The sequence below is a fragment of the Puniceibacterium antarcticum genome (genome assembly GCF_002760615.1).
In the GTDB taxonomy this organism is placed as follows: domain Bacteria; phylum Pseudomonadota; class Alphaproteobacteria; order Rhodobacterales; family Rhodobacteraceae; genus Puniceibacterium; species Puniceibacterium antarcticum.
This window is the reverse complement of the sequence record NZ_AWWI01000090.1, coordinates 20293-41395: the sequence shown is the minus strand read 5'-3', so window position 1 is coordinate 41395 and position 21103 is coordinate 20293. Positions and strand designations below refer to the sequence as shown.

The following is a 21103-nucleotide window of genomic DNA, read 5'->3' as shown; positions in this document are numbered from 1 at the left end:
CGCGCGCAGGCCGCCGGGGCCGAGGCGGTGATTATTGGCGGTGGTCCGCTGGGAGAGGCGGCAGAACGCTTGCGTCCGCGCGCGCCCTGCGCTTTGGTCGCGCCGATCCCCGAGGCGGCACGCCGCCTGCTTTCCCTTTTTCAGGACATATCATGACCCCATTTGATCCCTTTGCGGATGCGTTGATTGCCGCCCACCGGAGCGGCATGCGCTCTGCCCCCGACGGCGCCGTGCCCACGACCGTGGCCGAGGCCTATTACGTACAGTCCCGGGTGATTGCCGCCCTTGGACATGTGGCGGGGTTCAAGGTGGGGCTGAAACCCGGGGAGGCCGCGATCATGGCCCCGATCCGCGCGCAGCATGCGCTGCCTTCGGGCGCGACGGTTGCGCTGGGGGATCGGATGGGGATCGAGCTGGAGGTCGGCTGGAAGATCATCGCCCCCCTGCCCGCGCCCGGATCAGACGATTTTGACGCGGCGCTGGAGCGCTGCGTGCAGCCAGTACCGGTGATCGAGCTGGTGGACACGCGGCTGAGCGGGCCGCTGGCCGAGGATGCGATTGCGAAGCTGGCGGATTTTCAGATCAATTACGGCCTGATTGTCGGCCCGCCGCTGACCGACTGGGACGGGCGCGATTTCGGCACAGTCACCGGGCGGATGCAGGCCGGGGAAAGCCTGTTTCTGGACGGGCCGACCGAGGTGCCCGGGGGATCAGCGCTGGCGACATTGAAGGCGCTGATTGCGGCAATCGGCGATCACTGCGGCGGTTTGCGGGTGGGTCAGTTTGTGATCACCGGATCGCTGCACCCGCTGAGCTATGTCGACGCGGCGGGCGAGGTGACCGGTCATATCGATGGGCTGGGCGCGGTGTCGTTCACCCTGAGCTGAGGCAGGTGCGTGACCCCTGCGGGGGTCACAACTTGCGCAGATAGGCCCAGGAGACGTAGCCCTTGAGCCCGCGCGCGCGGTCCAGGGCGACGCTGCACCAGCGGGTGCTGCCAGTCTGCTGGCAGCTGTAGACGCGCAGCACGCTGCCGTTGGGCAGGCCAACGATCACGCTGTAGCCCGTGCCTGGCCCGCCCCGCATTTTCAGCATATCTTCGCCTTCGACGCCAAAAACCTCAAAGCGGCCAAGCCATGCGGCCGCTGCAGGTTTGGCGCCAAAGGCAGTTCCCAGCGCAACTGCCGCCAGCGCGACAAAGATGGCTCTGCGCATCGCGTTCTCCTGTTTTCCTGCGGGGGTTGTAATCTGTCAGGACGGCGAAAGAAACCGCCACTGGATCACAAAAATCGCGCGCGCCAGAGTTTTCAGTCCGATGGCTGATCTGATGGGCACCACGGGTATCCGACGCAGAAAACAGCCCCCGCGGAAATCCACGGGGGCTGGAAGGTCATTGTCAGGGCGCGCCCTGTCTGGCGAAGGGGTCAGTCAGAGAGCGAGGATTCGTCGTCCCGGCGCATCTTGGACTTGATCACCTTGCCCACCAGCACCGGCAGGATGAAGCCGATGATCGCGATGGCCCAGAGCGTGAGGGCCAGCGGGCTGTCCACCAGTGTCCACCAGTCGCCGTTGTCGATGGTGATCGCACGGCGCATGTTGGACTCCATCGCGTTGCCCAGCAGCGTGCCGAGGATGATGGGCACCAGTGGCACATCGAACTTGCGCAGCACCCAGCCGAGCAGGCCAAACCCGATCATCACCTGCAGATCGAAGGTGGAGCCGGAAATGCCGTAGATCCCGACAAAGCTGACCATGGCGACGATGGGCATCAGCACCTTGGGCGGCACCATCAGAATGCGAGTGAACAGACCGACCATCGGGATGTTCATCGCGAGCAGCATGAAGTTCGCAATGAACAGCGCCGCGATCAGGCCCCAGACCACATCCGGGTTCTGCGTGAACAGCAGTGGGCCGGGCGTGATGTTGAGCGACAGCAGCACGGCAAGCAGGACGGCGGTTGTACCGGATCCCGGCACGCCAAGCGCCAGCATCGGCACCAGCGCACCACCGGCGGCGGCGTTGTTGCCCGCCTCGGGGGCCGCGACGCCGCGCGGATCGCCCTTGCCAAAGGTGCCCTTGTCCACCAGCTTTTTCTCCATCGAGTAGGAGATGAAGGAGCCGAGCGAAGCGCCGGCACCGGGCAGGACACCGGCGAGGAAGCCAAGGAAGGTCGCGCGCAGCATGGTGGGTGTGCACTGTTTGATCATCGACATGGGCGGGGTCAGGCGGCCGATCACCACCGCCTTCTTGGCGGCGTCGGCATTGCCGTGGCGGTGTTCGAGGAAGATGAACACCTCGGACAGGGCAAACAGGCCGACGATGGCGACGAGGAAGTCGAGACCGTCATAAAGATGCACCTCACCGAAGGTGAAGCGCGGCACGCCGGTCTGCGTATCGACGCCGATCATCGCAAGGCCGAGGCCCAGCGCTGCGGCAAAGGCCGATTTCGCCTGATTGGTCGAGCTGACGCCGCCCAGGGTCGCGAAGGCCAGTGCGAAGAGCGCGAAGTATTCAGCGGGGCCAAACAGCAGCGCGATCTTGACCAGTTGCGGTGCGAGGAAGATCAGACCCCAGGTGGCGAAGAACGACCCGACGAAGGAGGCGATGCCGGAAATGGCCAGTGCTTCGCCCGCCTGGCCCTTTTGCGCCATGGGATAGCCGTCAAGGCAGGTCATCATCGCAGGTTCATCCCCGGGGATGTTGAGCAGGATCGAAGATATGCGCCCGCCGTACATTGCCCCGTAATAGACCGAGGTGAGCAGGATCAGCGAGGGCGTGGCGCCAAGCCCGAGGGTGAAGGCGAGCGGGATGAGGATCGCGACGCCGTTGGACGGGCCGAGGCCCGGAAGCGCGCCCATGATGGTGCCCAGAAAACAGCCCAGCAGGGCCAGAAGCATGTTTTCCCAGGTGATAGCGATGGCAAAGCCGTCGGCAAGAGAGGAGAGCGTGTCCATGTGGGGATCTCCGGATCAGAAGCCGAACGGGCCGCGCGCAAGCGACAGACCCAGAACGAGGTGAAAGATGACGTAGATGCCGATCGACGTGCCCAGACCCGTCAGGACCGACCCGAGCAGGGTCGAGCCGAGACGCCAGGCAAGGTAGGTGGCGGCGAGGATGGTGGCAAAGATGAAGCCGATTTCCGGCAGCAGCATGGAATAGAGGAACATCACCACGGCAGCAGCGGCAATTTCAGCCAGCTGGCCCAGCGGCGGCCAGACCGGTTCTGGGTCGGGCCGCAGGGCGATGACGATAGAGGACAGGCCCAACACGCAGGCGATGATGATGGGAAAGGCCTTGGGCCCGACGGCGTCGGAGAGGAAGCTTTCCTCGATGATCAGGGCGGCCCAGATGTAGAACACGGACAGCAACAGCCCGATCACGCCAAAGATACGATCGCTCATGGCGGTCTCCTTGAGTGCGGCGCCTGCAGTCTGCGGGCCGCGGAAATGGGGTGACGATGCGGGAAAACAGGGATGCGCCCGGACGGATGGTCCGGGCGCAGGGGGATAGGCTGGCTTAGCGGATGATCCCGATCTCTTTCGAGATGGTCTGGATCTGGTTCACCGAATCCGCCACGAAGGCCTGAAACTCGGCGCCTTGCAGGTCAAGCGGGGCGATGCCGTTGGCCTCCATGGTCGCTTTCCATTCGTCTGAGGCATAGAGCGTCGCGATCTTGTCCACCCAATAGTCATAGGCAGCGTCAGACATGCCGCCCGGTGCGTAAAAGCCGCGCCAGTTGGCGCCAACCGCCTCGACACCCTGTTCGCGGGCGGTGGGGAACTTTGAAAACTCGCCTTCAAGGCGTTCGGGCGCGAGCACCGCGATCACCTTGATATCGCCCGAATCGACGAAACCCTTGGCTTCGGAGATGTCGCCGGTGAAGGCCTGCACGGAACCGGCCAGAAGCTGTGTCACAGCTTCGCCACCGCCATCAAAGGCGATGTATTTCACGGTGCGCACATCTTCGATCCCGTAAGCATCGGCAGCGATCAGAACCTTGAGGTGATCCCAGCCGCCCACAGCAGACCCGCCGGCGACGGAAATCGCCCGGGGGTCGTTTTTCATGATGTCGAGCAGTTGCGGCAGCGTTTCGATTTCGCTGTCGGCCGCCACGGCGATCACGCCGTAATCGGCACCGACGGAGGCCAGCCAGCGGACCTGATCCATGGTGTTGCCCGGAAAGGCCCCCTGCGCGAGGCGGGTCGAGGTTGCGGAGGATGCGGCGACGATCAGGTCATTGTCATCGTTGCGCTTGTTCACAACTTCCGCATAGGCCACGCCACCGCCGCCCCCGGCGAGGTTGACGACCTGCACGGTCTGATCGAGCAGGCCAAGGTCCTGCAGCTGCTTGCCGACCTGACGGCAGGTGAAGTCCCAGCCGCCGCCGGGGTTTGCGGGGGCGATGCATTCGGGGTTTTCGGGGGTGAAGCCCTGCGCGCCCGCACTCAGGGCGGACAGGCCCAGGACAGCGGCGGCAAGCGTCAGGCGGGGTGTTGTCATTGTCATGTCGGTGACTCCTCCAAGTCGGTCTGTGTCGGCAATGCCGACTGGTCCAGCAGGCGCTCCGGAAGGGATACCGGTCTCCTCGCGCCTTTCTGGTTGAGGGGTGATAGGCCTTGAACCTGTCACCAACCTGTCACACCCTGCGTGGACTGCGAAACCGGGGGTCCCTTTGGGGCGCAGCATGGGGGGGGGAGGCCAAGAAATGCGGGTGCTGCTGGTCGAGGATACGCGCGACATGGCCGAGGCCATCGTGATCCGGCTGGAGCGCGCGGGCATGGCTTGCGACATGGCGGGCACGCTGGACGGGGCGCGCGGTTTTGTAGATGTGCAGGATTATGATGTGATCGTGCTGGACATAAACCTGCCCGACGGTCTGGGCACCGATCTGCTGCAGGAGCTGCGGGCCCGCGGGTTGCGCACGCCGGTGATCATGCTGACCGCGTTGTTTTCGGTGGATGACCGGGTGTCGGCGCTGAACCTTGGGGCGGATGATTATCTGGTGAAACCCTTTGATCAGCGCGAGCTTGAGGCGCGGATTCACGCGCTGTATCGCCGCGAGCAGGGACAAAAGAGCGAAGATATCACGCTGGGGGATCTGGTGTTCAACCCGACAGCCAAGGTGGTGACGGTGGCGGGGCAGATGCTGGCGCTGACGCGTCGGGAATTTGCGCTGCTGGGGGTGCTGATCCGCAACCGGGGCACGCTGATGGACAAGGAGCGGCTGTATGAGCGGCTGTTTTCCTTTGACGATGCCGATGTGGGGCTGAACGCGATCGAGCTGTACATTGCGCGGCTGCGCAAGAAGCTGTCGGGCAGCGGCGTGCGGATCGAGACGCAGCGCGGGCTGGGCTATCGGATCGTGGTGGATGAATAGCCACATCCCGCCCTGGCAGATGTCGCTTGTCGCGCGTGTGGCGCTGGCGGTAGCGTTGCTGCTGGCGGTGGGGGGTGTGCTGGTGTCGGTGGCGGCCTTTGCCTATGGGCGGCAGGCGGCGCAGGATGCCTATGACCGGCTGCTGGTCGGGGCGGCGAATGAAATCGCGGCGTCTATCGCGGTGGAGGGCACGGAGCTGCTGGTGGATCTGCCGGTGTCGGCGTTCCAGCTGCTGGCGCTGGCCCCCGAGGACCGCATTGCCTATCGCGTGACCGGCCCGGCAGGCGAGTTGCTGACCGGCTACGGCGATCTGCCCGATCCCCCGGACAGCCCGGCGCGCAGTCTTGATTTCTACGATGCCACCTTTTCCGGAGAGGCCGCGCGCTTTGCCGCCGTCACCCGCCGGTTTGCAGAGCGCAACGTATCGGGTCCGGTGCAGGTGATCGTGGGCCAGACCCTGCGGGCGCGCCGCGCGCTGGCGCTTGAGATCACGCAGCGCGCATTGGTGGTGTTGGCGGGCGCGGGGGTGCTGATGTCGCTGCTTGCGGTGTTTGTGGTGCGTTCGGCGCTGCGCCCGCTGGACAGGCTGGCCGAGGCGGTGGCGCGGCGCGATCCCTATGATCTGACGCCCATCGCGGTGCCGGTGCCGAAAGAAACCGAAGCGATGGTGGGCGCGCTGAACGGGTTCATGGGCCGGATCGATCAGCAGGTGCGCGCGATGCGCGGGCTGATATCGGACACGGCGCATCAGCTGCGCACGCCGGTCGCGGCCCTGCGCGCACAGGCGGATCTGGCGGCGGGGGAGCCTGACGGCGCGCGGCGCGATGCCATCGTCACGCGCATCCACCGGCGCACGCTGGATCTGGGGCATCTGCTGGATCAGATGCTGAGCCGCGCGCTGGTGATCCACCGGGGCGAATCCGTGCGCCGTGAGACGGTGGATCTGCGCGATGCCGCGCTTGAGGTGGTCGAGGCGGGGGATGTCGCGCTGACGGCGCCGGGGGTCGAGATCCGGCTGATGATCGGAGAGCGCGCGGTGATGGTGCGGGGGGATCTGCTGTCGCTGACCGAGGCGGCGAAGAACTTGCTGGGCAATGCGGTGAAATACGGGCGCGCGCCGGTGCGGGTCGGAGCGTCGGTCGAACAGGGACGTGCGGTTCTATGGGTCGAGGATTGCGGGCGCGGGCCGTCGGCGGCCCTGCTGGAGCGGCTGGGTCGGCGGTTCGCCCATGACAGCGTGACACGGGGCGAAGGGTCTGGTCTGGGTCTGGCCATCGCGGCGGCAGTGGCGCAGGCCTATGGCGGTGAGTTGGTGCTGGAGCAGGTCGAGGCTGGGTTTCGCGCCGCCCTGATTTTGCCGCTGGCGGAGGGGTTGGAATGAGAATCCTGTGTGTGATCCTGTGCCTTCTGGCCCTGCCCGCCACCGCGCAGGAGATACGGCGGTCCTTTGGCCGCCAGACGGCCACTGTGCGCCTGCTGGTGCGATCAACCACGGATATCGAGGTGTTCAGCCCGGTGATCGACGCCTTTCTGGCGGTGCGGCCGGATCTGGCGGTGGATTACGAACAATGGGGGTCGAACCTGCTGTATGATCTGACGCTGTCGGACTGTGCGTCGGGGCGCAGGGGCGCAGATGTGGTGATTTCGTCCGGGGTGCATCAGATGGTGCAGCTGGTGAACAACGCCTGCGCTGCGCCGCATGTGTCGGCCCTGACCACCGCCCTGCCCGCAGCACTGCGCTGGCGGGACGAACTGTGGGGCATCACCCGCGAGGCCGCCGTGATCGTCTACAACCGCGATCTGGTGCCGCCTGAGGATGTGCCGCTGACGCGGTTCGATCTACTGGATCTGCTGCGCCCGACCGCGTCCCCCTATGCCGGCAAGGTTGCAACCTATGATGTGGAATCCTCGGGCCTTGGGTATCTGTTCGCCTTTTCGGATGCGCGCGAGGCGACCACATTCGGTGCCCTGCTGGAAAGTCTGGGGCGGACAGGGGCGGTGGCGACCTGCTGTTCCGCCGAGATCATCGACGGTGTAGCGAATGGCACCTATCTGATCGCCTATAACGTGCTGGGATCCTACGCGCAGGTGGCCGCGCAGAGCGATCCGCGCATCGGCATCGTGCTGCCGCAGGATTACACGCTGGTGCTGTCGCGCGCGCTGATGATCCCGAAGGCGGCGGCCCACGCGGATCAGGCGGAGGCCCTGCTGGATTTCCTGCTGTCGGCGGCGGGGCGGGCGGCGCTGAGCGATGTGCTGCTGATCACCGCGCTGAGCGACAAGGCCGGCGCCGAAGATCGCCCGCCGCTGTCGGAAACCGCGCTGCGGCCCATCGGGCTGTCGCCCGCGCTGATCGTGGCGCTGGATCAGCAGAAGCGCGCGCAGTTCATCCGCCGCTGGCGCGAGAACCTTTCGCGCGGGGTACGCCCCTAGGCCATCCCGCCTTTGGCCTGAGGTTCGGGGGCTGACCCTTTCGCGGTCAAACCCTTGGTCTGAGTCTGCTTGGGATGATCGGGTGTCAGGTCGGACGGCCCTGACAGCGACGGGGCGACGGGTGTGTGTGCCGTTTGTTCAGGCAATCGGGCAACAGGGTCGAACCACCGGGGAAGAATTCGCCCCGCGCACCGCTGTCATCCGACCTCTGCAGTTGCCAGCCTGTGCGGAAACTTGCCAAGGTCCGGGCGACGGCGCTGCGTCGCAAGGCGCGTGGGCGTAGAAGGTGCGGGACACGGGGGCCGGGGATGGCCCTGCGACGAATAAGAACAGGGAACACCAGAATGAAAACGACGACCCGACTGCTGGCCGTGCTTGCCGGCACCACGCTTCTGACGCAGGCCGCCGCCGCGCAGGAAAAGCAGCTGAATGCACTGGTGTGGTGTGACCATACCGACGAGGCGCTGATCAAGCCGTTTGAGGACAAGTTTGGGATGAAGGTGAACCTCAAGGAATACGAGGGCACGGGGGCGGCGCTGTCGCTGATCGAACAGAGCCAGCCCGGCGACTGGGATGTGCTGGTGGTCGATGGGATCGACGTGCCGCGCGTGGTCGAGGCGGGAATCCTGGGACCGCTGCCGACAGATCAGCTGCCCTATGATTCGCTGTTCCCCGAGCTTGTGATGGAAGAGAACCACGTCATCGACGGCAAGACCTATGCGATTTCGGAAAAGTTTGGCTACAACACCGTGTCTTATAATTCGGCGGTGATCAGTCCGGACGATCTGGCGGACATGACCCGCCTCTGGTCGGACAAGGCGCCGGGCAGCATCGCAGTTTATGACTATTACCTGCCGGTGATCGGCATGGTGGCGAAGGGTCTGGGCCTTCACACGGATGAGATCACGATGGAGGATCTGCCTGCCATCGAAGAGGCGCTGATGAAGCTCAAGGACAATGCATCCTTGGTCGGGGAAGTGGTCGCATCGCAGACCGCGATTGCGACCGGAGAGGTGGATATCCTGTTTGGTGGCGGTGAATGGGTCACGGCAGGGCTGACGGCGGATCTGCCGGATCTGGACTGGCTGATCCCCGAACAGGGCGCGGTGCGCTGGTCGCAGTCGATCGGGGTCTTTGCCGATAGCAAGCAGCCCGATCTGGCGGTGGAATTCGTCAAGCATGTCCTGTCCCCCGCGGGTCAGGCGGCGCTGGCGACCTCGTCCTGCTACTGGGCGATGCCCGCCAACAGCATGGCCGGGGCGATGATGACGGATGCGCAGAAAGACGCGCTGCGCTGGGATCAGCAGACCGATTACCTCAACAAGACCGAACTTTACCCTGCCCCGGATGCCGAACTGGACGCCGCGATGCAGGATGTCTGGACGCGCTTCCTTGCACGCTAGGGCAACCCGCCTTGAAATTGGACCCCTTGTTCGCTGTCTGTCGGCAGAACCTCCAACGCGAAAGGCGATGCGTGTATTTCAGGTCAAAGGCGGGACGGTGTAGAGCATGAGGCCGCCACCCAGCATCGAGGGTCGCGACCGGCGGCGCGCGCTTGCACTGGCCGCGCCTGCCCTGCTGTGGACGCTGGTGTTCTTTGCCCTGCCCTTTGGCGTGATGGCGGTGCTGAGCCTGTGGCAGCGCACCGATCAGGGGCTTCAGGCGGCCTGGACGCTGGCAAATTATGCGCAGTTCCTGAACAGCCCGGCCTATCTGCAGGCGGCGCTGAATTCGCTTGAGATCACCGTGGTCGTCACGGTGCTGTCTGTCGCGCTGGCCTATCCGCTGGCCTGGATCATCGCGGTGGAACTGCCCCCCCGGTTCCGCCGTCTGGCGCTGGCGCTGGCGGTGGTGCCGTTCTGGACCTCTTATGTGGTGCGCTCTTACGCCTGGTCGCTGGTTCTGGCCAAGCGGGGCGTGCTGAACGGCTGGCTGGGGGATCTGGGTCTGCCGTTGCTGGATCTGGCGAATTCGCGCGCCGCGACGGTGATCGGGTTCACGCATTTTTTCACCATGCTGCTGACGCTGACGATCTATGCGAGCCTTGTGCAGCTGCCGCCCAACCTGCGCCGTGCAGCGGCGGATCTGGGGGCGGGGCCGCTGCAGATCTTTCGCTTTGTCGTCTGGCCGCTGGCCCTGCCTGGGGTGATGGTCGGCGCGTTTTTGACATTTGCGCTGTGTATCGGGGATTACGTGACGCCGCAGATCCTGGGCGGGGGCAATGATCTGGCGCTGCCGCAGCTGGTGATGCTGCAGATCGGGCGGCGGGCGGATCTGCCGATGGCGGCGGCGCTGTCGATCATCCTGATGGCGGCGGTGACACTGGCCTATCTGTGCATGGCGCGTTGGATGAAGGCGCCGGCGCCATGATGCGGTTCCTGATCTGCGCCGGTTACATGGCTCTGCTCTATGGGTTCATCTTTCTGCCGGTGGGGGTGCTGGCGCTGTATTCGTTTCAGGACGGGCGGTTCCCGATTCCGCCGTTTCAGGGGTTTTCCCTGCGCTGGCATATCGAGGTTCTGGGTGACAGCGATCTGATGGCCGCCCTTGCGCATTCGCTGATGGTGGCCTTTGCCTCCTCTGCCGTGGCGGTCACGCTGGGGTTTCTGGCCGCGCGGGCGGTGGCGGGGGGGCGTTTGCCCGGGGCACGCGCGATCCGTGCCGCGCTGACCGCGCCGCTGTCGGTCAGCTATCTGGTGATTGGCCTTGGGCTGCTGGCGAGTTTCAACCTGATGGGACAGGGGCTGTCGCTGAGCACGGTGGCTGTGGGGCATATCGTGATCAACACGCCGCTGTGTTTCGCCATCTGCGCCGCCGCCATCGGCCCGGCGCAGATGGCTGCAGAGCGGGCGGCGCGGGATCTGGGCGCATCAGAACTGCGAGTGATGTGGCTGATCACCGCGCCGATGATCCTGCCTGCGCTGCTGGCGGCGTTTCTGCTGAGCGTGACCTTCAGCTGGGATGAATTCATCATCGCCTTTCTGCTGTCGCGCTTTGACGTGACCCTGCCGGTCGAAATCTGGTCGCTGTTGCGATCAGGGCTGAACCCGAAGACAAACGCGGTGGGATCGCTGGTTTTCATGGTCTCGGCCGTGGCGGTGCTGGGGGTTGAACTGACCATGATGAGGCGGCGATGACGGCACCGATCGATATTGTGGACGTGACCAAGCGCTATGGCGATGCGATGGCGCTGGCGGGGGTCACCCTTGGGATCGAGGCGGGGGAATATTGCGTGCTGGTGGGGCCGTCGGGCTGTGGCAAGACAACCTTGCTGGACATCCTTGGCGGGTTTTCCGACCCGACCGGTGGCGCGGTGCGGATTGACGGGCGCGAAATGGTGGGTGTGCCCGCAGCGCGGCGCCCGACGACCACGGTGTTTCAGGATTACGCGCTGTTTCCGCACATGAGCCTGCTGGACAATGTGGCCTTTGGCCTGCGGATGCGCGGCCTGGGGCGGTCCCGGCGCCTTGCCCGCGCCGAAGAGATGCTGGAGCTTGTCGGCCTTGCCGGGGCGGGTGCCAAGCGCCCCACCGCGCTGTCAGGCGGTCAGCGGCAGCGTGTTGCGCTGGCGCGCGCATTGGCGGTGGAGCCCGATGTGCTGTTGCTGGACGAACCGCTGGGCGCCCTGGATCTGAACCTGCGCCGCGCCATGCAGGACGAGCTGAAGGCGATTCAGCGCCGGGTCGGCGCGACCTTTGTGCATGTGACCCATGATCAGGAAGAAGCCATGGCGATTGCCGACCGTATCGTGGTGATGAATGCGGGCCGGATCGAGGATCAGGGCCCGCCCGAACGGGTCTATCGCCGCCCCGCCAGCCGCTTTGCCGCCGCCTTTCTGGGCGAGATGAACTTTGTGCCCGGTGTGGTGCAGGGCGGGCGGGCGATGACGGTCTTTGGCGCACTGGGACCGGCGACGCAGCTGCCCGAGGGCGCGCGCGTCACGCTGTGCGCGCGCCCCGAACATCTGCGCCCCGGTGCGGGGGTGTCGCTGGGGGTGGTGCGGGTGATCGAGGCGGTCTTTCAGGGGATGCACCGCAAGGTGACGGTCCTGCCCGAAGCTGCGCCGGACACCCCGCTGCGCGCGCGTCTGCCGGTGGGACTGGCGGCGGATGTGGGCGATCTGATCACATTGGCGCTGGACGCCGAACATCTGACGCTGCTGGAGGATACATGATCCGTGCAAGACCCGAGGACTGGTGGCGTGTCACCCGGCTGGACGACGGCATCAGCCTGATCGACGAGCCGCATATCCTGCCGTTTTACCGCTGCAACTGCTGGCATGTGCGCGGGCCGGACGGCGATCTGCTGGTCGACAGCGGCATGGGCGTGGTCAGCTTGCGCGACTGGGTGCCGCTGGTCAGCGAACGCCCGCTGCTGGCCGTGGCGAGCCACACGCATTTTGACCATATCGGCTGCCATCACGAATTCGACCATCGCGCCGTGCACCGCGCCGAGGCGCATCTGCTGGCCAACCCGGATCGGCGCGCCGTGCTGGCCGATCCCTATGTCACCGACGAGATCTTTGAAACGCTTCCGCCCGAACCCTACCGGTCCGAGCGCTATACCGTGACCCCTGCCCCCGCGACGCGGCTGCTGGAGGATGGCGAGGTGATCGATGCGGGCGGGCGGCTGTTCGAGGTGGTGCACACGCCCGGGCATTCGCCGGGAGGCATTGCCCTGCTGGAACGCGCGACGGGGGTGCTTTTTTCCGGCGATATCGTTTATGATGGGCCGCTGATCGAAGACACCTATCATGCGGATGCTGCGGATTACATCGCGTCCATGCGGCGCCTGATGGATCTGCCGGTGCGGGTGGTGCATGGCGGGCATTTCCCCAGCTTCAGCGGCGCACGCCTGCACCGGATCCTGCAGGACTGGCTGAAAGTGCATGACGTCTGAGAGAGGTCAGCGCGGCATCCTGGTTCCAGAGGTACCAAAATTCGGGCAAGTTGCGACGTAGGGGCGGCATTTGCCCGTATAAGTCCACAACAGGCGCGCGCAGGCGGCTCGGTAACGGTAATGTATGCGTGACATACTGTCATTTTGCCGTCACCTGCTATGTGCCTATCCTGTAGCGACGCCGTATTGAGGAATGACCCGACCGATGGCCATCTTGAGACAGATCCTGCTAGGCGCAGGTGTGATCGCCGCAACGCTGACGCTGTGGATCACATATGTGCCCTCTGCCGCGCAGTGGCTGGAGAAAACCGGGCTGCCAGACGCACTTGGCATCACCATCGCGCAGGCGGCGGAACCGGCCGCGCAGGAAGGTGACAGGCGCGGGGGCGGTGCCACACAGGTGATCACCGCCGAGGTGATGCAGGGCACGCTGAACGACCGGATCACCGCCGTGGGCGACGGGCGCGCGCTGAAATCGGTCACCGTGCGGTCCGAAGCCACGGGGCGCATCCGCGAGATCACATTTGACGCGGGAAGCTATGTGGATGCAGGCGCCGTCATGGTGCGGCTGGATGACGAGGCCGAGCAGATCGCGCTGGACCGCGCCCACCTGACCCTTGAGGACGCCAAGGTCGAGGTCGGGCGGCTGGGGTCGCTGCAGAATTCCGGCGCCGTCACCTCGGTCCAGATCCGCGAGGCAGAGCTGGCGCTGCGCAATGCCGAGCTGGAGATCCGCCAAGCGGAATTTGACCTGTCGCAGCGGGTGATCCGCGCGCCCATTTCGGGCTGGATCGGCATCTTCGCGGTCGATCAGGGCGACCGCGTTGCCGCGCAGGAAGAGCTCGCAACCATGACCGACCGGTCGCAGCTGCTGATCGATTTTCGCGTGCCGGAACGGGTGATCGGCCAGTTGAAACCGGGCATGCCGGTGGAGCTTTCGCCGTTGTCCAACCGCGCGCAGGTCATGACCGGTACGGTGGCCACATTGGACAACGTCGTTGACCGCTCTAGCCGCACGCTGCGGGTGCAGGCCCGGATTGACAACGCCGATGACCGGCTGCGCGAGGGCATGGCCTTTTCCGTCCTGCTGCATTTCGAGGGCGAAAACTATCCGGCGATCAACCCGCTGGCGGTGCAGTGGTCCAGCGAGGGATCGTTCGTCTGGGCCGTGCGCGATGGCAAAGTCCAGCGCGTCGCCATCGTGATCCGCCAGCGCAACAGCGACGCTGTCCTGGTCGAGGCGGATCTGGCGCCCGGGGAGCAGGTGGTGACCGAAGGTCTGCAGACCCTGCGCCCTGGGGCCGAGGTCGAGCCTGCCACGGACATCAGCGCGACTTTGCAGCAAAAACAGGGCTGACATGACAGATACCCCACAAAAGACCGCCGGCACGGCACTGTTCGTCCAGCGGCCCATTCTGGCCTTTGTGCTGAATGCGCTGATCGTGATTGCCGGGATTGCCGCCCTGTTCGGCGTCGAAATCCGCGAGCTGCCGGATGTGGACCGCCCGGTGATCACGGTGACCACCGAGTTCGAGGGCGCCTCTGCCGAAACGGTGGATCAGGAGATTACCTCGCGCGTTGAGGGGGCTGTGGGGCGGGTTGCGGGTGTGCGCGCTATATCGTCCAATTCCCGCTTTGGCCGCAGCCGGGTCACGCTGGAATTCAACGATGACGTGGACCTGGATGTTGCTGCGAGCGACACTCGCGATGCGGTGGCGCGGATCGCCAACAACCTGCCCGATGATGTCGACGACCCCGAAATCGTCAAGGCCGACGCCAATGCACAGCCGGTGATCCGGGTTGCCGTCACATCGGCCAGCCGGTCCCCTCAGGAGCTGACCCAGATCGTGCAGGACCGGGTCGAGGACCGGATGATTTCGATCAACGGGGTGGCGGATCTGCAGATCTATGGCGACCGCGAACCGATCTTTCGCGTCGACATCGACCAGATGGAACTGGCAAGCCGCGGGCTGACCCTGGCGGATCTGCAGGAGGCGTTGCAGACCATCGCCTTTGATGCGCCTGCCGGTGATCTGACCGGAGAGCGTCAGTCGCTCAACGTGCGCACAACGGCGTCGGTCAATACCCCTGCCGCGTTTGAGGCGCTGAAGATCAAGGATGACGTGATCCTGGGCGATGTGGCCTCTGTCACGCTTGGCCCGGCCCCGAACGAGACGATCCTGCGTGCCAACGGGCAGACCGGACTGGGGCTGGGCGTGATCCGTCAGGCAACGTCGAACACGCTGGAAATCTCGAGCTCTGTGCGCGAGGTCGTGGACGAGCTGAGCAAGACGCTGCCGCCGGATGTGAACATCTTTGTCACCTCGGATGATGCGGTTTTCATCAACGGGTCGATCAAGGAGGTGCTGAGCACGCTGGGCATGGCCGTCGCAATCGTGGTGGTGGTGATCTTTCTGTTCCTGCGCAGTTTCAGCGCGACGCTGATCCCGACGCTGACCCTGCCGGTGGCGCTGATCGGCACGCTGGCGGCGATCTATATGGCGGGGTTTTCCATCAACATCCTGACGCTGCTGGCGCTGGTGCTGGCGACAGGGATGGTAGTGGATGATGCCATTGTCGTGCTTGAAAACATCGTGCGTCAGCGGGCGGCGGGGATGGGGCCACGGGCGGCGGCGGTGCTGGGCACGCAGCAGGTGTTCTTTGCCGTCGTGACCACCACCGCGACGCTGGCGGCGGTGTTTATTCCACTGTCGTTTCTGCCCGGTCAGGCGGGCGGATTGTTCCGCGAATTCGGCTTTACGCTTGCGATTGCGGTGCTGTTGTCATCGGTTGTGGCGTTGACGCTGTGCCCGGTTCTGGCAAGCCGCCTTTTGACCGCGGAGCCGGAAAAGGACCCGCGCGGGCCAATGATCTGGCTGGGCAACCGTCTGGCGGCATTTTACAAGACAACGCTGAAAGGCGCGCTGGCCGTGCCGTTTGTCATCGTGCTGGCGGCGGGGCTGTTTGCGGCGACGGCGGTGTTTGTCGGCGGCGGCATCCGCCAGGAGCTGACCCCGCCCGAGGACCGCGCCGTGGCGTTGCTGCGCGTCAGCGCACCGCAAGGCGTGTCGCTGAACTACACCACCTCAAAGATGCAGGAGATCGAGCGTGCGATCCAGCCTCTGGTCGATACGGGCGAGATTCGCAGCGTGTTTTCGATCACCGGATCCGGCGGGTCGGACAACAGCGGTTTCATGGTGATGTCGCTGGCCCCGTGGGGCGAACGCAGCCGTGGACAGTCCGAGATCGTGGAGGAGATCAACGGCAAGCTGCGCAACATCATCGGTGTGCGCGCCTTTGCCATTCAGCCCAACAGTCTGGGCATCCGGGGCGCGGGGAGCGGTCTGAGCTTTGCGATCACCGGGGACAGCTATGCGCAGCTTTCCGAGGTGGCGCAAACGCTGGTCGCGCGGATGGAGCAGAACCCGGCGTTTGGGCAGGTGCGGCTGGATTACGAGACGACACAGCCGCAGCTGTTCATCGAGATCGACCGCACGCGGGCCTCTGACCTTGGGATAGATATCAGTGGGTTGGGCGATGCCCTGCGCGCCGTTCTGGAAGGGCGGACCATCGGCACGGTCTTTGTGCAGGACAAAAGCTACGATGTGCAGATGCTGTCCACCACCGACCCTGTGAACGACCCCGGCGACCTGGAGAATGTCTTTGTCCAGGCGGCGGACGGGCAGATGGTGGCGATGTCGACATTTGTGCGGCTGGAAGAGCGGGCGATTGCGCCCGAGCTGAACCGCGAGGGGCAGAGCCGGTCGGTTTCGATCAGCGCCGGGCTGACGCCGGAGCTGGCCCTGGGCGATGCGCTGGCACAGGTCGAGGCAATGGGCGCAGAAGTTCTGGCCGAGAACAACCGAATCGTTCCGCTGGCCGAAGCGGCGACGCTGGATCAGACCGCAGGGGGGCTGTTGGTCACCTTTGGCTTTGCCATTCTGGTGGTGTTTCTGGTGCTGAGCGCGCAGTTTGAGAGCTTTATCTCGGCCATCGTGGTGATGGCGACGGTGCCTTTGGGGTTGGCCTGTGCGGCCTTTGCGCTGGTGTTTTCAGGGCTGAGCCTGAACGTCTACAGCCAGATCGGGTTGGTGATGCTTATAGGAATCATGGCCAAGAACGGAATCCTGATCGTCGAATTTGCCAATCAGCTGAGGGATGAGGGCGCATCGGTTCACGACGCGATACTTGACGCGTCGACCATCCGGCTGCGGCCGGTGATGATGACGATGATTTCGACCGTGCTGGGGGGTGTGCCCCTGATCCTGTCCGCCGGTGCGGGGGCCGAGGCGCGCGAGGCGTTGGGCTGGGTGATCGTTGGGGGACTCGGTCTAGCCACTGTTTCGACGCTCTATCTGACGCCGGTCGCCTATCTGCTGCTGGCAGGATTTTCCAAGCCCAAGGCCGAGGAAGCCAAGCGGCTGCAGCGCGAATTGCGGGACGCGCAGCCTGTCTGAAACACCCGGAAACCGGCGGCTGGAAAGCGTATGGTTTGCGTATGGAAACCGTATGGCTGGTGGTATGTTTCGGCGGGCTTAAAGCGTCCCGCCTTACAGCTTTTAGGGTGAAGGGCGGAACGTTCTAAACCCGCCACTCATCTTTCAGGCAGAGGCCAGAGTTTCAGGCACGATCAGCCGGCTGCCATAGGTGATGCCCTGGGCGATCTGCCACAGATCTTTGCGCGAAAAGGCGACGCAGCCTTCGGTCGGGAACCCCTTGCGCCGCTGCTGGTGCAGGAAGATGGCAGAGCCGCGCCCACGGACGGCGTAGGGCCAGTTCCAGTCGGTCAGGATCACAAGATCATAGAGCGGATCAGCGCGGCGTAGGCGTTCGTGGCTGTGCGCATAGGGCGCGCGGACCATCATGTTGTAGTCTTCATGCGCCGGATCATCAGACCAGAGATCGCCCGGCAGGATCGGCACCGCCCAGTCGGTGGGCGGCGCAAGCCTGTCGGGGCGATAGAGCATGCCGACGATCCGGTGTTCGCCCACCGGGGTCGCGCCGTCGCCTTCACGCTTGCGCGCAGAGACGCCGCCGCGCCCGATGGTGCAGGGCCAATAGCGGCCGCGAAACCGCAGGCCACGCCGGGTCAGAACCAGATCGACAGGCGTCACGCAGCGAGGCTTTCGTTTAACCCCTGAAGAGCCTCTGCCGCGATTTCGAAAGAGTGCAGGCGCGCGGCATGGTCGTGGATCTGCCCGGTCAGGATGATCTCGTCCGGACGGTGCTGCGCGATCAGATCCCCGAGCTGACGGCGCACCGTGTCGGGGCCACCGACGGCGGTGATGCGCAGCGCCTCGTTCACCGCAGGCAGGGCGCTGGCGGGCATTGCATCCTCGATCCGGTCCACAGGGCGGGGCAGCTTGCCCGGGGTGCCGGTGCGCAGACGATAAAAGGCCTGCTGCATGGAGGTGCGCAGGCGCGCACCTTCGGCGTCGCTGTCGGCGGCAAAGACATTCACCGCCAGCATGAAATGCGGCTTTTTCAACGTTGCGGAGGGCTGGAATTTGGCACGGTAGATCTGCGCCGCCTGTTCCAGTGCCGCAGGCGCGAAATGTGAGGCAAAGGCATAAGGCAGACCAAAATGCGCCGCGACCTGTGCCCCGTAAAGCGATGAGCCCAGAATCCACAACGGCACGTTGGTCCCCTGCCCCGGATGGGCGGCGACGGGGGCGTTGGGGGCCTCTGGTCCGAAATAGGTCAGCAGCTCTGCCACATCTTCAGGGAAGCGGTCACCCGCATCCTGACGCAGGCGCATGGCGCGCATGACAGCCATGTCGCCGCCGGGCGCGCGGCCCAGACCCAGGTCGATCCGGCCCGGATAAAGTGTGGCGAGCGTGCCGAACTGTTCGGCAATGGCCAGCGGCGCGTGGTTGGGCAGCATGATCCCGCCCGCACCGACGCGCAGTGTTTTCGTAAGCCCCGCCACATGGCCGATCAGCACAGAGGTGGCTGCGCTGGCGATGCCCTTCATGTTGTGATGCTCGGCCAGCCAGTAGCGGTGATAGCCAAGGCGTTCGGCGTGTTGCGCAAGTTCACCGGTGTTGTGCAATGCGTCAGCGGCATCTGATCCTTCGGGGACCGGGGCAAGGTCGAGGACGGAATATTTCATGGCGGAATCCTTCTGTTGTGTCAGAAGGTAAGCAGCCCAAGGCACCCTGCCAAGACCCCACGCAAAGAGAGGCGTCACGAGCCCCTTGGAAACACTGCGGGGCGGGCGCCATCCATGTCACGTCTCTGCAATGTCCTTATAGAAGATGCCCGGATTTCTTGGCCTTCGTCGCCAGATATGCCTCGTTAAACGGGTTTTCGCCGACCCTGAGCGGCACGCGTTCGGTCACATTGATATCGCAGGCGCGCATCATCTCGATCTTGCGGGGGTTGTTGGTGAGCAGGCGGACCTGCGAAAAGCCCATCTTGCGCAGGATCTGCGCGCCAAGGCGGAAATCGCGTTCGTCATCTTCAAAGCCGAGACGGTGGTTGGCCTCGACCGTGTCAAAGCCCTGATCCTGCAGGGAATAGGCGCGCATCTTGTTGGCAAGGCCAATGCCGCGCCCCTCTTGATTGAGGTAGAGCAGGACGCCTGCCCCCTCTTGGCCCATCTGGGCGAGGGCGGCGTTCAGCTGCGGGCCGCAGTCACATTTCAGCGAGCCGAGCAGATCGCCGGTGAAACAGGCAGAATGCAGCCGCGCCAGAACCGGTGTGGCGCGGTCCGGGCGACCGATTTCGATGGCGTAATGTTCATCAGAGCCATCTTCGGGGCGGAAGATGTGCAGGCGGGCATCCTTGGCCGCGCGCAGCGGGACACGGGCCGAGATCACCCGCTCCAGCCCGCTGAGGGTCAGCAGATGCGGCGCGGCCACGGCCGCGTCGATCACGCCGAGGTCATGGGAGGCGGCAAAACCGGCGCCATCCTCAAGCGGGACCACAAGGGCGGCGGGCAGCAGGCGCGCGCTTTTGATCAGAGTCAGGGCCAGGCGGTGCAGATCGGCGTCGCCGTCGCGGCGGGTCTGGAGCGGGCCTTTCATCGGGGCCGACAAGTCATTGGCGGGATCGGCAAGGCCCTGCACCCAGGCCAGATCAGCACCCTTGGGCAGCGCCACGCGCGCCAGATCGCCATCGTAGGCGCGCGCCTTGAGCGTTTCGGCGCGCCAGCGGGTCAGCGCCAGATCGGTCTGCACGCCCAGAGAGTGCACATCGCGCAGCCGCTGCGCCGTCAGGGTTTCGACCGCCAGCACCAGAACGCTGGCGCGGGCCACACAAAGCACCACCGGCACACCCATGCGCAGATCGGCGCGGGCACGGGCCAGAACCTCGGTCAGATCAGGTCGTAGGGTCATGCGCTCCTCGGGCCTTGTTGCGGCATTTCCTGCATCCGGTTGAAACAATCAGACGCAAATCTGTAACATTTGGCCCTGTGATACACGAGGCCGTGAAAGCATTGCAGCAAAACTTGCGCCGCAGCGTTGCGCATCACATCTGCATCACAACACAAGGAGAAGGCAACATGGCGCAGCTCAAGAATATCCTGCTGGTCGATGACGATGACGACCTGCGCGAGGCGCTGGCCGAGCAGCTGGTGATGACCGAGGATTTCGAAGTTTTCGAGGCCGAGAACGGGTCCAGCGCCATGAGCCGCGCAAAGGAACAGAATTACGATCTGATCATTCTGGATGTCGGTCTGCCCGATACCGATGGCCGCGAGCTGTGTCGTCTTCTGCGCAAGCAGGGGGTCAAGACGCCGATCCTGATGCTGACCGGGCATGACACCGATGCCGATACGATTCTGGGTCTGGACGCGGGGGCCAATGATTACATCAGCAAGCCGTTCAAGTTTCCGGTGCTGCTGGCGCGCATTCGTGCCCAGCTGCGTCAGCACGAACAGTCCGAAGACGCCGTTTTCACGCTTGGGCCGTATACGTTCAAGCCGTCGATGAAGATGCTGGTGACCGATGACGACAAGAAGATTCGCCTGACCGAGAAAGAGACGAACATCCTGAAGTTCCTCTATCGGTCGACCGATGGCATCGTGGCGCGCGATGTGCTGCTGCACGAGGTCTGGGGCTACAATGCCGGGGTGACCACACACACGCTGGAGACCCACATCTACCGCCTGCGCCAGAAGATCGAACCCGATCCGTCGAATGCCCGTTTGCTGGTCACCGAGTCCGGCGGATACCGGCTGGTGTCATAAGGTCTTGCTTTTTCTTTCGCCTCAAGGAACCTATAGGTTGAACAGGCGTTAGCCAACGAACCCCGTTGCATGTGCGGGTAATCACATGCACCTCCCTGTTGGACTGGCCCGGGCTGTTGCCCGGGCCTTTTTTTCAGATATCTGGGGGTGCACGCCAGAGGACGAGCGCATCAGAGCCTTTACACAAGGCAAGTCCGCAC

19 protein-coding genes are annotated in these 21103 nt (G+C 64.6%); 12 read left to right on the top strand and 7 right to left on the bottom strand.

The features are described from left to right. The first annotated feature begins 152 nt into the window (after nucleotides 1-152). Nucleotides 153-887, top strand: coding sequence for a hydratase (locus P775_RS12705; RefSeq protein WP_099911346.1), 735 nt, complete (start codon nucleotides 153-155; stop codon nucleotides 885-887). Nucleotides 888-912: 25 nt separating this feature from the next. Here the strand turns inward: P775_RS12705 and P775_RS12700 are convergent, their stop codons facing one another. From P775_RS12700 to P775_RS12685, 4 genes are all read right to left on the bottom strand, one after another. Then, nucleotides 913-1215: an SH3 domain-containing protein gene (locus P775_RS12700; RefSeq protein WP_099911345.1), complete on the bottom strand. Its 303-nt coding sequence runs from the start codon at nucleotides 1213-1215 to the stop codon at nucleotides 913-915. 209 nt (nucleotides 1216-1424) lie between these two features. Beyond that, nucleotides 1425-2954, bottom strand: a complete 1530-nt coding sequence (locus P775_RS12695; RefSeq protein ID WP_099911344.1) for a tripartite tricarboxylate transporter permease — start codon at nucleotides 2952-2954, stop codon at nucleotides 1425-1427. Between the two features lie 15 nt (nucleotides 2955-2969). Further along, a complete protein-coding gene (locus P775_RS12690) occupies nucleotides 2970-3401 on the bottom strand; it encodes a tripartite tricarboxylate transporter TctB family protein (RefSeq protein WP_099911343.1) in 432 nt (143 codons plus the stop codon). Between the two features lie 115 nt (nucleotides 3402-3516). Beyond that, entirely contained in the window at nucleotides 3517-4506 is a 990-nt protein-coding gene (locus tag P775_RS12685) for a Bug family tripartite tricarboxylate transporter substrate binding protein (protein ID WP_099911342.1), read from the bottom strand. A 199-nt stretch (nucleotides 4507-4705) separates the two neighbouring features. Here P775_RS12685 and P775_RS12680 point away from each other — a divergent pair, with 199 nt between their 5' ends. The 10 genes from P775_RS12680 to P775_RS12635 all read left to right on the top strand — a co-directional run bounded on the left by P775_RS12680 (nucleotide 4706) and on the right by P775_RS12635 (nucleotide 17166). Next, on the top strand, nucleotides 4706-5377 hold the full coding sequence (locus P775_RS12680) for a response regulator transcription factor (protein ID WP_099911341.1): 672 nt from the start codon (nucleotides 4706-4708) through the stop codon (nucleotides 5375-5377). Next, on the top strand, nucleotides 5370-6758 hold the full coding sequence (locus tag P775_RS12675) for a sensor histidine kinase (RefSeq protein WP_099911340.1): 1389 nt from the start codon (nucleotides 5370-5372) through the stop codon (nucleotides 6756-6758). The genes P775_RS12680 and P775_RS12675 overlap by 8 nt, the downstream gene beginning before the upstream one ends. Further along, nucleotides 6755-7810 carry an ABC transporter substrate-binding protein gene (locus tag P775_RS12670; protein WP_099911339.1) on the top strand — a complete coding sequence of 352 codons (1056 nt, stop codon included), beginning with the start codon at nucleotides 6755-6757 and terminating at the stop codon, nucleotides 7808-7810. The genes P775_RS12675 and P775_RS12670 overlap by 4 nt, the downstream gene beginning before the upstream one ends. Nucleotides 7811-8154: 344 nt before the next feature. Further along, nucleotides 8155-9213 (top strand): ABC transporter substrate-binding protein, encoded by a 1059-nt coding sequence (locus P775_RS12665; protein ID WP_180287428.1) that lies wholly within the window; start codon nucleotides 8155-8157, stop codon nucleotides 9211-9213. A 106-nt stretch (nucleotides 9214-9319) separates the two neighbouring features. After that, nucleotides 9320-10180: an ABC transporter permease gene (locus tag P775_RS12660; RefSeq protein ID WP_099911337.1), complete on the top strand. Its 861-nt coding sequence runs from the start codon at nucleotides 9320-9322 to the stop codon at nucleotides 10178-10180. Next, the gene (locus P775_RS12655; RefSeq protein WP_099911336.1) at nucleotides 10177-10947 is read left to right on the top strand and encodes an ABC transporter permease; all 771 of its coding nucleotides are present in this window, start codon (nucleotides 10177-10179) and stop codon (nucleotides 10945-10947) included. The genes P775_RS12660 and P775_RS12655 overlap by 4 nt, the downstream gene beginning before the upstream one ends. Continuing rightward, on the top strand, nucleotides 10944-11984 hold the full coding sequence (locus P775_RS29870; RefSeq protein WP_099911335.1) for an ABC transporter ATP-binding protein: 1041 nt from the start codon (nucleotides 10944-10946) through the stop codon (nucleotides 11982-11984). Before P775_RS12655 ends, P775_RS29870 begins: the two co-directional genes overlap by 4 nt. Further along, a complete protein-coding gene (locus P775_RS12645; RefSeq protein ID WP_099911334.1) occupies nucleotides 11981-12709 on the top strand; it encodes an MBL fold metallo-hydrolase in 729 nt (242 codons plus the stop codon). The genes P775_RS29870 and P775_RS12645 overlap by 4 nt, the downstream gene beginning before the upstream one ends. Nucleotides 12710-12914: 205 nt before the next feature. Then, a complete protein-coding gene (locus P775_RS12640) occupies nucleotides 12915-14066 on the top strand; it encodes an efflux RND transporter periplasmic adaptor subunit (RefSeq protein ID WP_099911333.1) in 1152 nt (383 codons plus the stop codon). 1 nt (nucleotide 14067) lies between these two features. Continuing rightward, entirely contained in the window at nucleotides 14068-17166 is a 3099-nt protein-coding gene (locus P775_RS12635; RefSeq protein ID WP_099911332.1) for an efflux RND transporter permease subunit, read from the top strand. Between the two features lie 144 nt (nucleotides 17167-17310). On the opposite strand, the gene P775_RS12630 is transcribed toward P775_RS12635, so the two are convergent. From P775_RS12630 to ribA, 3 genes are all read right to left on the bottom strand, one after another. Beyond that, nucleotides 17311-17823: a L,D-transpeptidase family protein gene (locus P775_RS12630; RefSeq protein ID WP_099911331.1), complete on the bottom strand. Its 513-nt coding sequence runs from the start codon at nucleotides 17821-17823 to the stop codon at nucleotides 17311-17313. Beyond that, nucleotides 17820-18821: an LLM class flavin-dependent oxidoreductase gene (locus tag P775_RS12625; RefSeq protein ID WP_099911330.1), complete on the bottom strand. Its 1002-nt coding sequence runs from the start codon at nucleotides 18819-18821 to the stop codon at nucleotides 17820-17822. The genes P775_RS12630 and P775_RS12625 overlap by 4 nt, the downstream gene beginning before the upstream one ends. 136 nt (nucleotides 18822-18957) lie before the next feature. Beyond that, nucleotides 18958-20049: a GTP cyclohydrolase II gene (gene ribA, locus P775_RS12620; protein ID WP_099911329.1), complete on the bottom strand. Its 1092-nt coding sequence runs from the start codon at nucleotides 20047-20049 to the stop codon at nucleotides 18958-18960. A 167-nt stretch (nucleotides 20050-20216) separates the two neighbouring features. Between ribA and P775_RS12615 the strand changes: the two genes are divergently transcribed. Beyond that, nucleotides 20217-20903, top strand: a complete 687-nt coding sequence (locus P775_RS12615) for a response regulator transcription factor (protein ID WP_099911328.1) — start codon at nucleotides 20217-20219, stop codon at nucleotides 20901-20903. The last annotated feature ends 200 nt before the right edge of the window (nucleotides 20904-21103 follow it).

Bases quoted from the DNA above. Each gene is read 5' to 3' on its own strand.
- P775_RS12685 (WP_099911342.1), bottom strand. From the start codon at position 4,506: ATGACAATGACAACACCCCGCCTGACGCTTGCCGCCGCTGTCCTGGGC.
- P775_RS12660 (WP_099911337.1), top strand. From the start codon at position 9,320: ATGAGGCCGCCACCCAGCATCGAGGGTCGCGACCGGCGGCGCGCGCTT.
- P775_RS12695 (WP_099911344.1), bottom strand. From the start codon at position 2,954: ATGGACACGCTCTCCTCTCTTGCCGACGGCTTTGCCATCGCTATCACC.
- P775_RS12690 (WP_099911343.1), bottom strand. From the start codon at position 3,401: ATGAGCGATCGTATCTTTGGCGTGATCGGGCTGTTGCTGTCCGTGTTC.
- P775_RS29870 (WP_099911335.1), top strand. From the start codon at position 10,944: ATGACGGCACCGATCGATATTGTGGACGTGACCAAGCGCTATGGCGAT.
- P775_RS12645 (WP_099911334.1), top strand. From the start codon at position 11,981: ATGATCCGTGCAAGACCCGAGGACTGGTGGCGTGTCACCCGGCTGGAC.
- P775_RS12705 (WP_099911346.1), top strand. From the start codon at position 153: ATGACCCCATTTGATCCCTTTGCGGATGCGTTGATTGCCGCCCACCGG.
- ribA (WP_099911329.1), bottom strand. From the start codon at position 20,049: ATGACCCTACGACCTGATCTGACCGAGGTTCTGGCCCGTGCCCGCGCC.
- P775_RS12700 (WP_099911345.1), bottom strand. From the start codon at position 1,215: ATGCGCAGAGCCATCTTTGTCGCGCTGGCGGCAGTTGCGCTGGGAACT.
- P775_RS12675 (WP_099911340.1), top strand. From the start codon at position 5,370: ATGAATAGCCACATCCCGCCCTGGCAGATGTCGCTTGTCGCGCGTGTG.
- P775_RS12655 (WP_099911336.1), top strand. From the start codon at position 10,177: ATGATGCGGTTCCTGATCTGCGCCGGTTACATGGCTCTGCTCTATGGG.
- P775_RS12640 (WP_099911333.1), top strand. From the start codon at position 12,915: ATGGCCATCTTGAGACAGATCCTGCTAGGCGCAGGTGTGATCGCCGCA.
- P775_RS12635 (WP_099911332.1), top strand. From the start codon at position 14,068: ATGACAGATACCCCACAAAAGACCGCCGGCACGGCACTGTTCGTCCAG.
- P775_RS12625 (WP_099911330.1), bottom strand. From the start codon at position 18,821: ATGAAATATTCCGTCCTCGACCTTGCCCCGGTCCCCGAAGGATCAGAT.
- P775_RS12670 (WP_099911339.1), top strand. From the start codon at position 6,755: ATGAGAATCCTGTGTGTGATCCTGTGCCTTCTGGCCCTGCCCGCCACC.
- P775_RS12615 (WP_099911328.1), top strand. From the start codon at position 20,217: ATGGCGCAGCTCAAGAATATCCTGCTGGTCGATGACGATGACGACCTG.
- P775_RS12665 (WP_180287428.1), top strand. From the start codon at position 8,155: ATGAAAACGACGACCCGACTGCTGGCCGTGCTTGCCGGCACCACGCTT.
- P775_RS12680 (WP_099911341.1), top strand. From the start codon at position 4,706: ATGCGGGTGCTGCTGGTCGAGGATACGCGCGACATGGCCGAGGCCATC.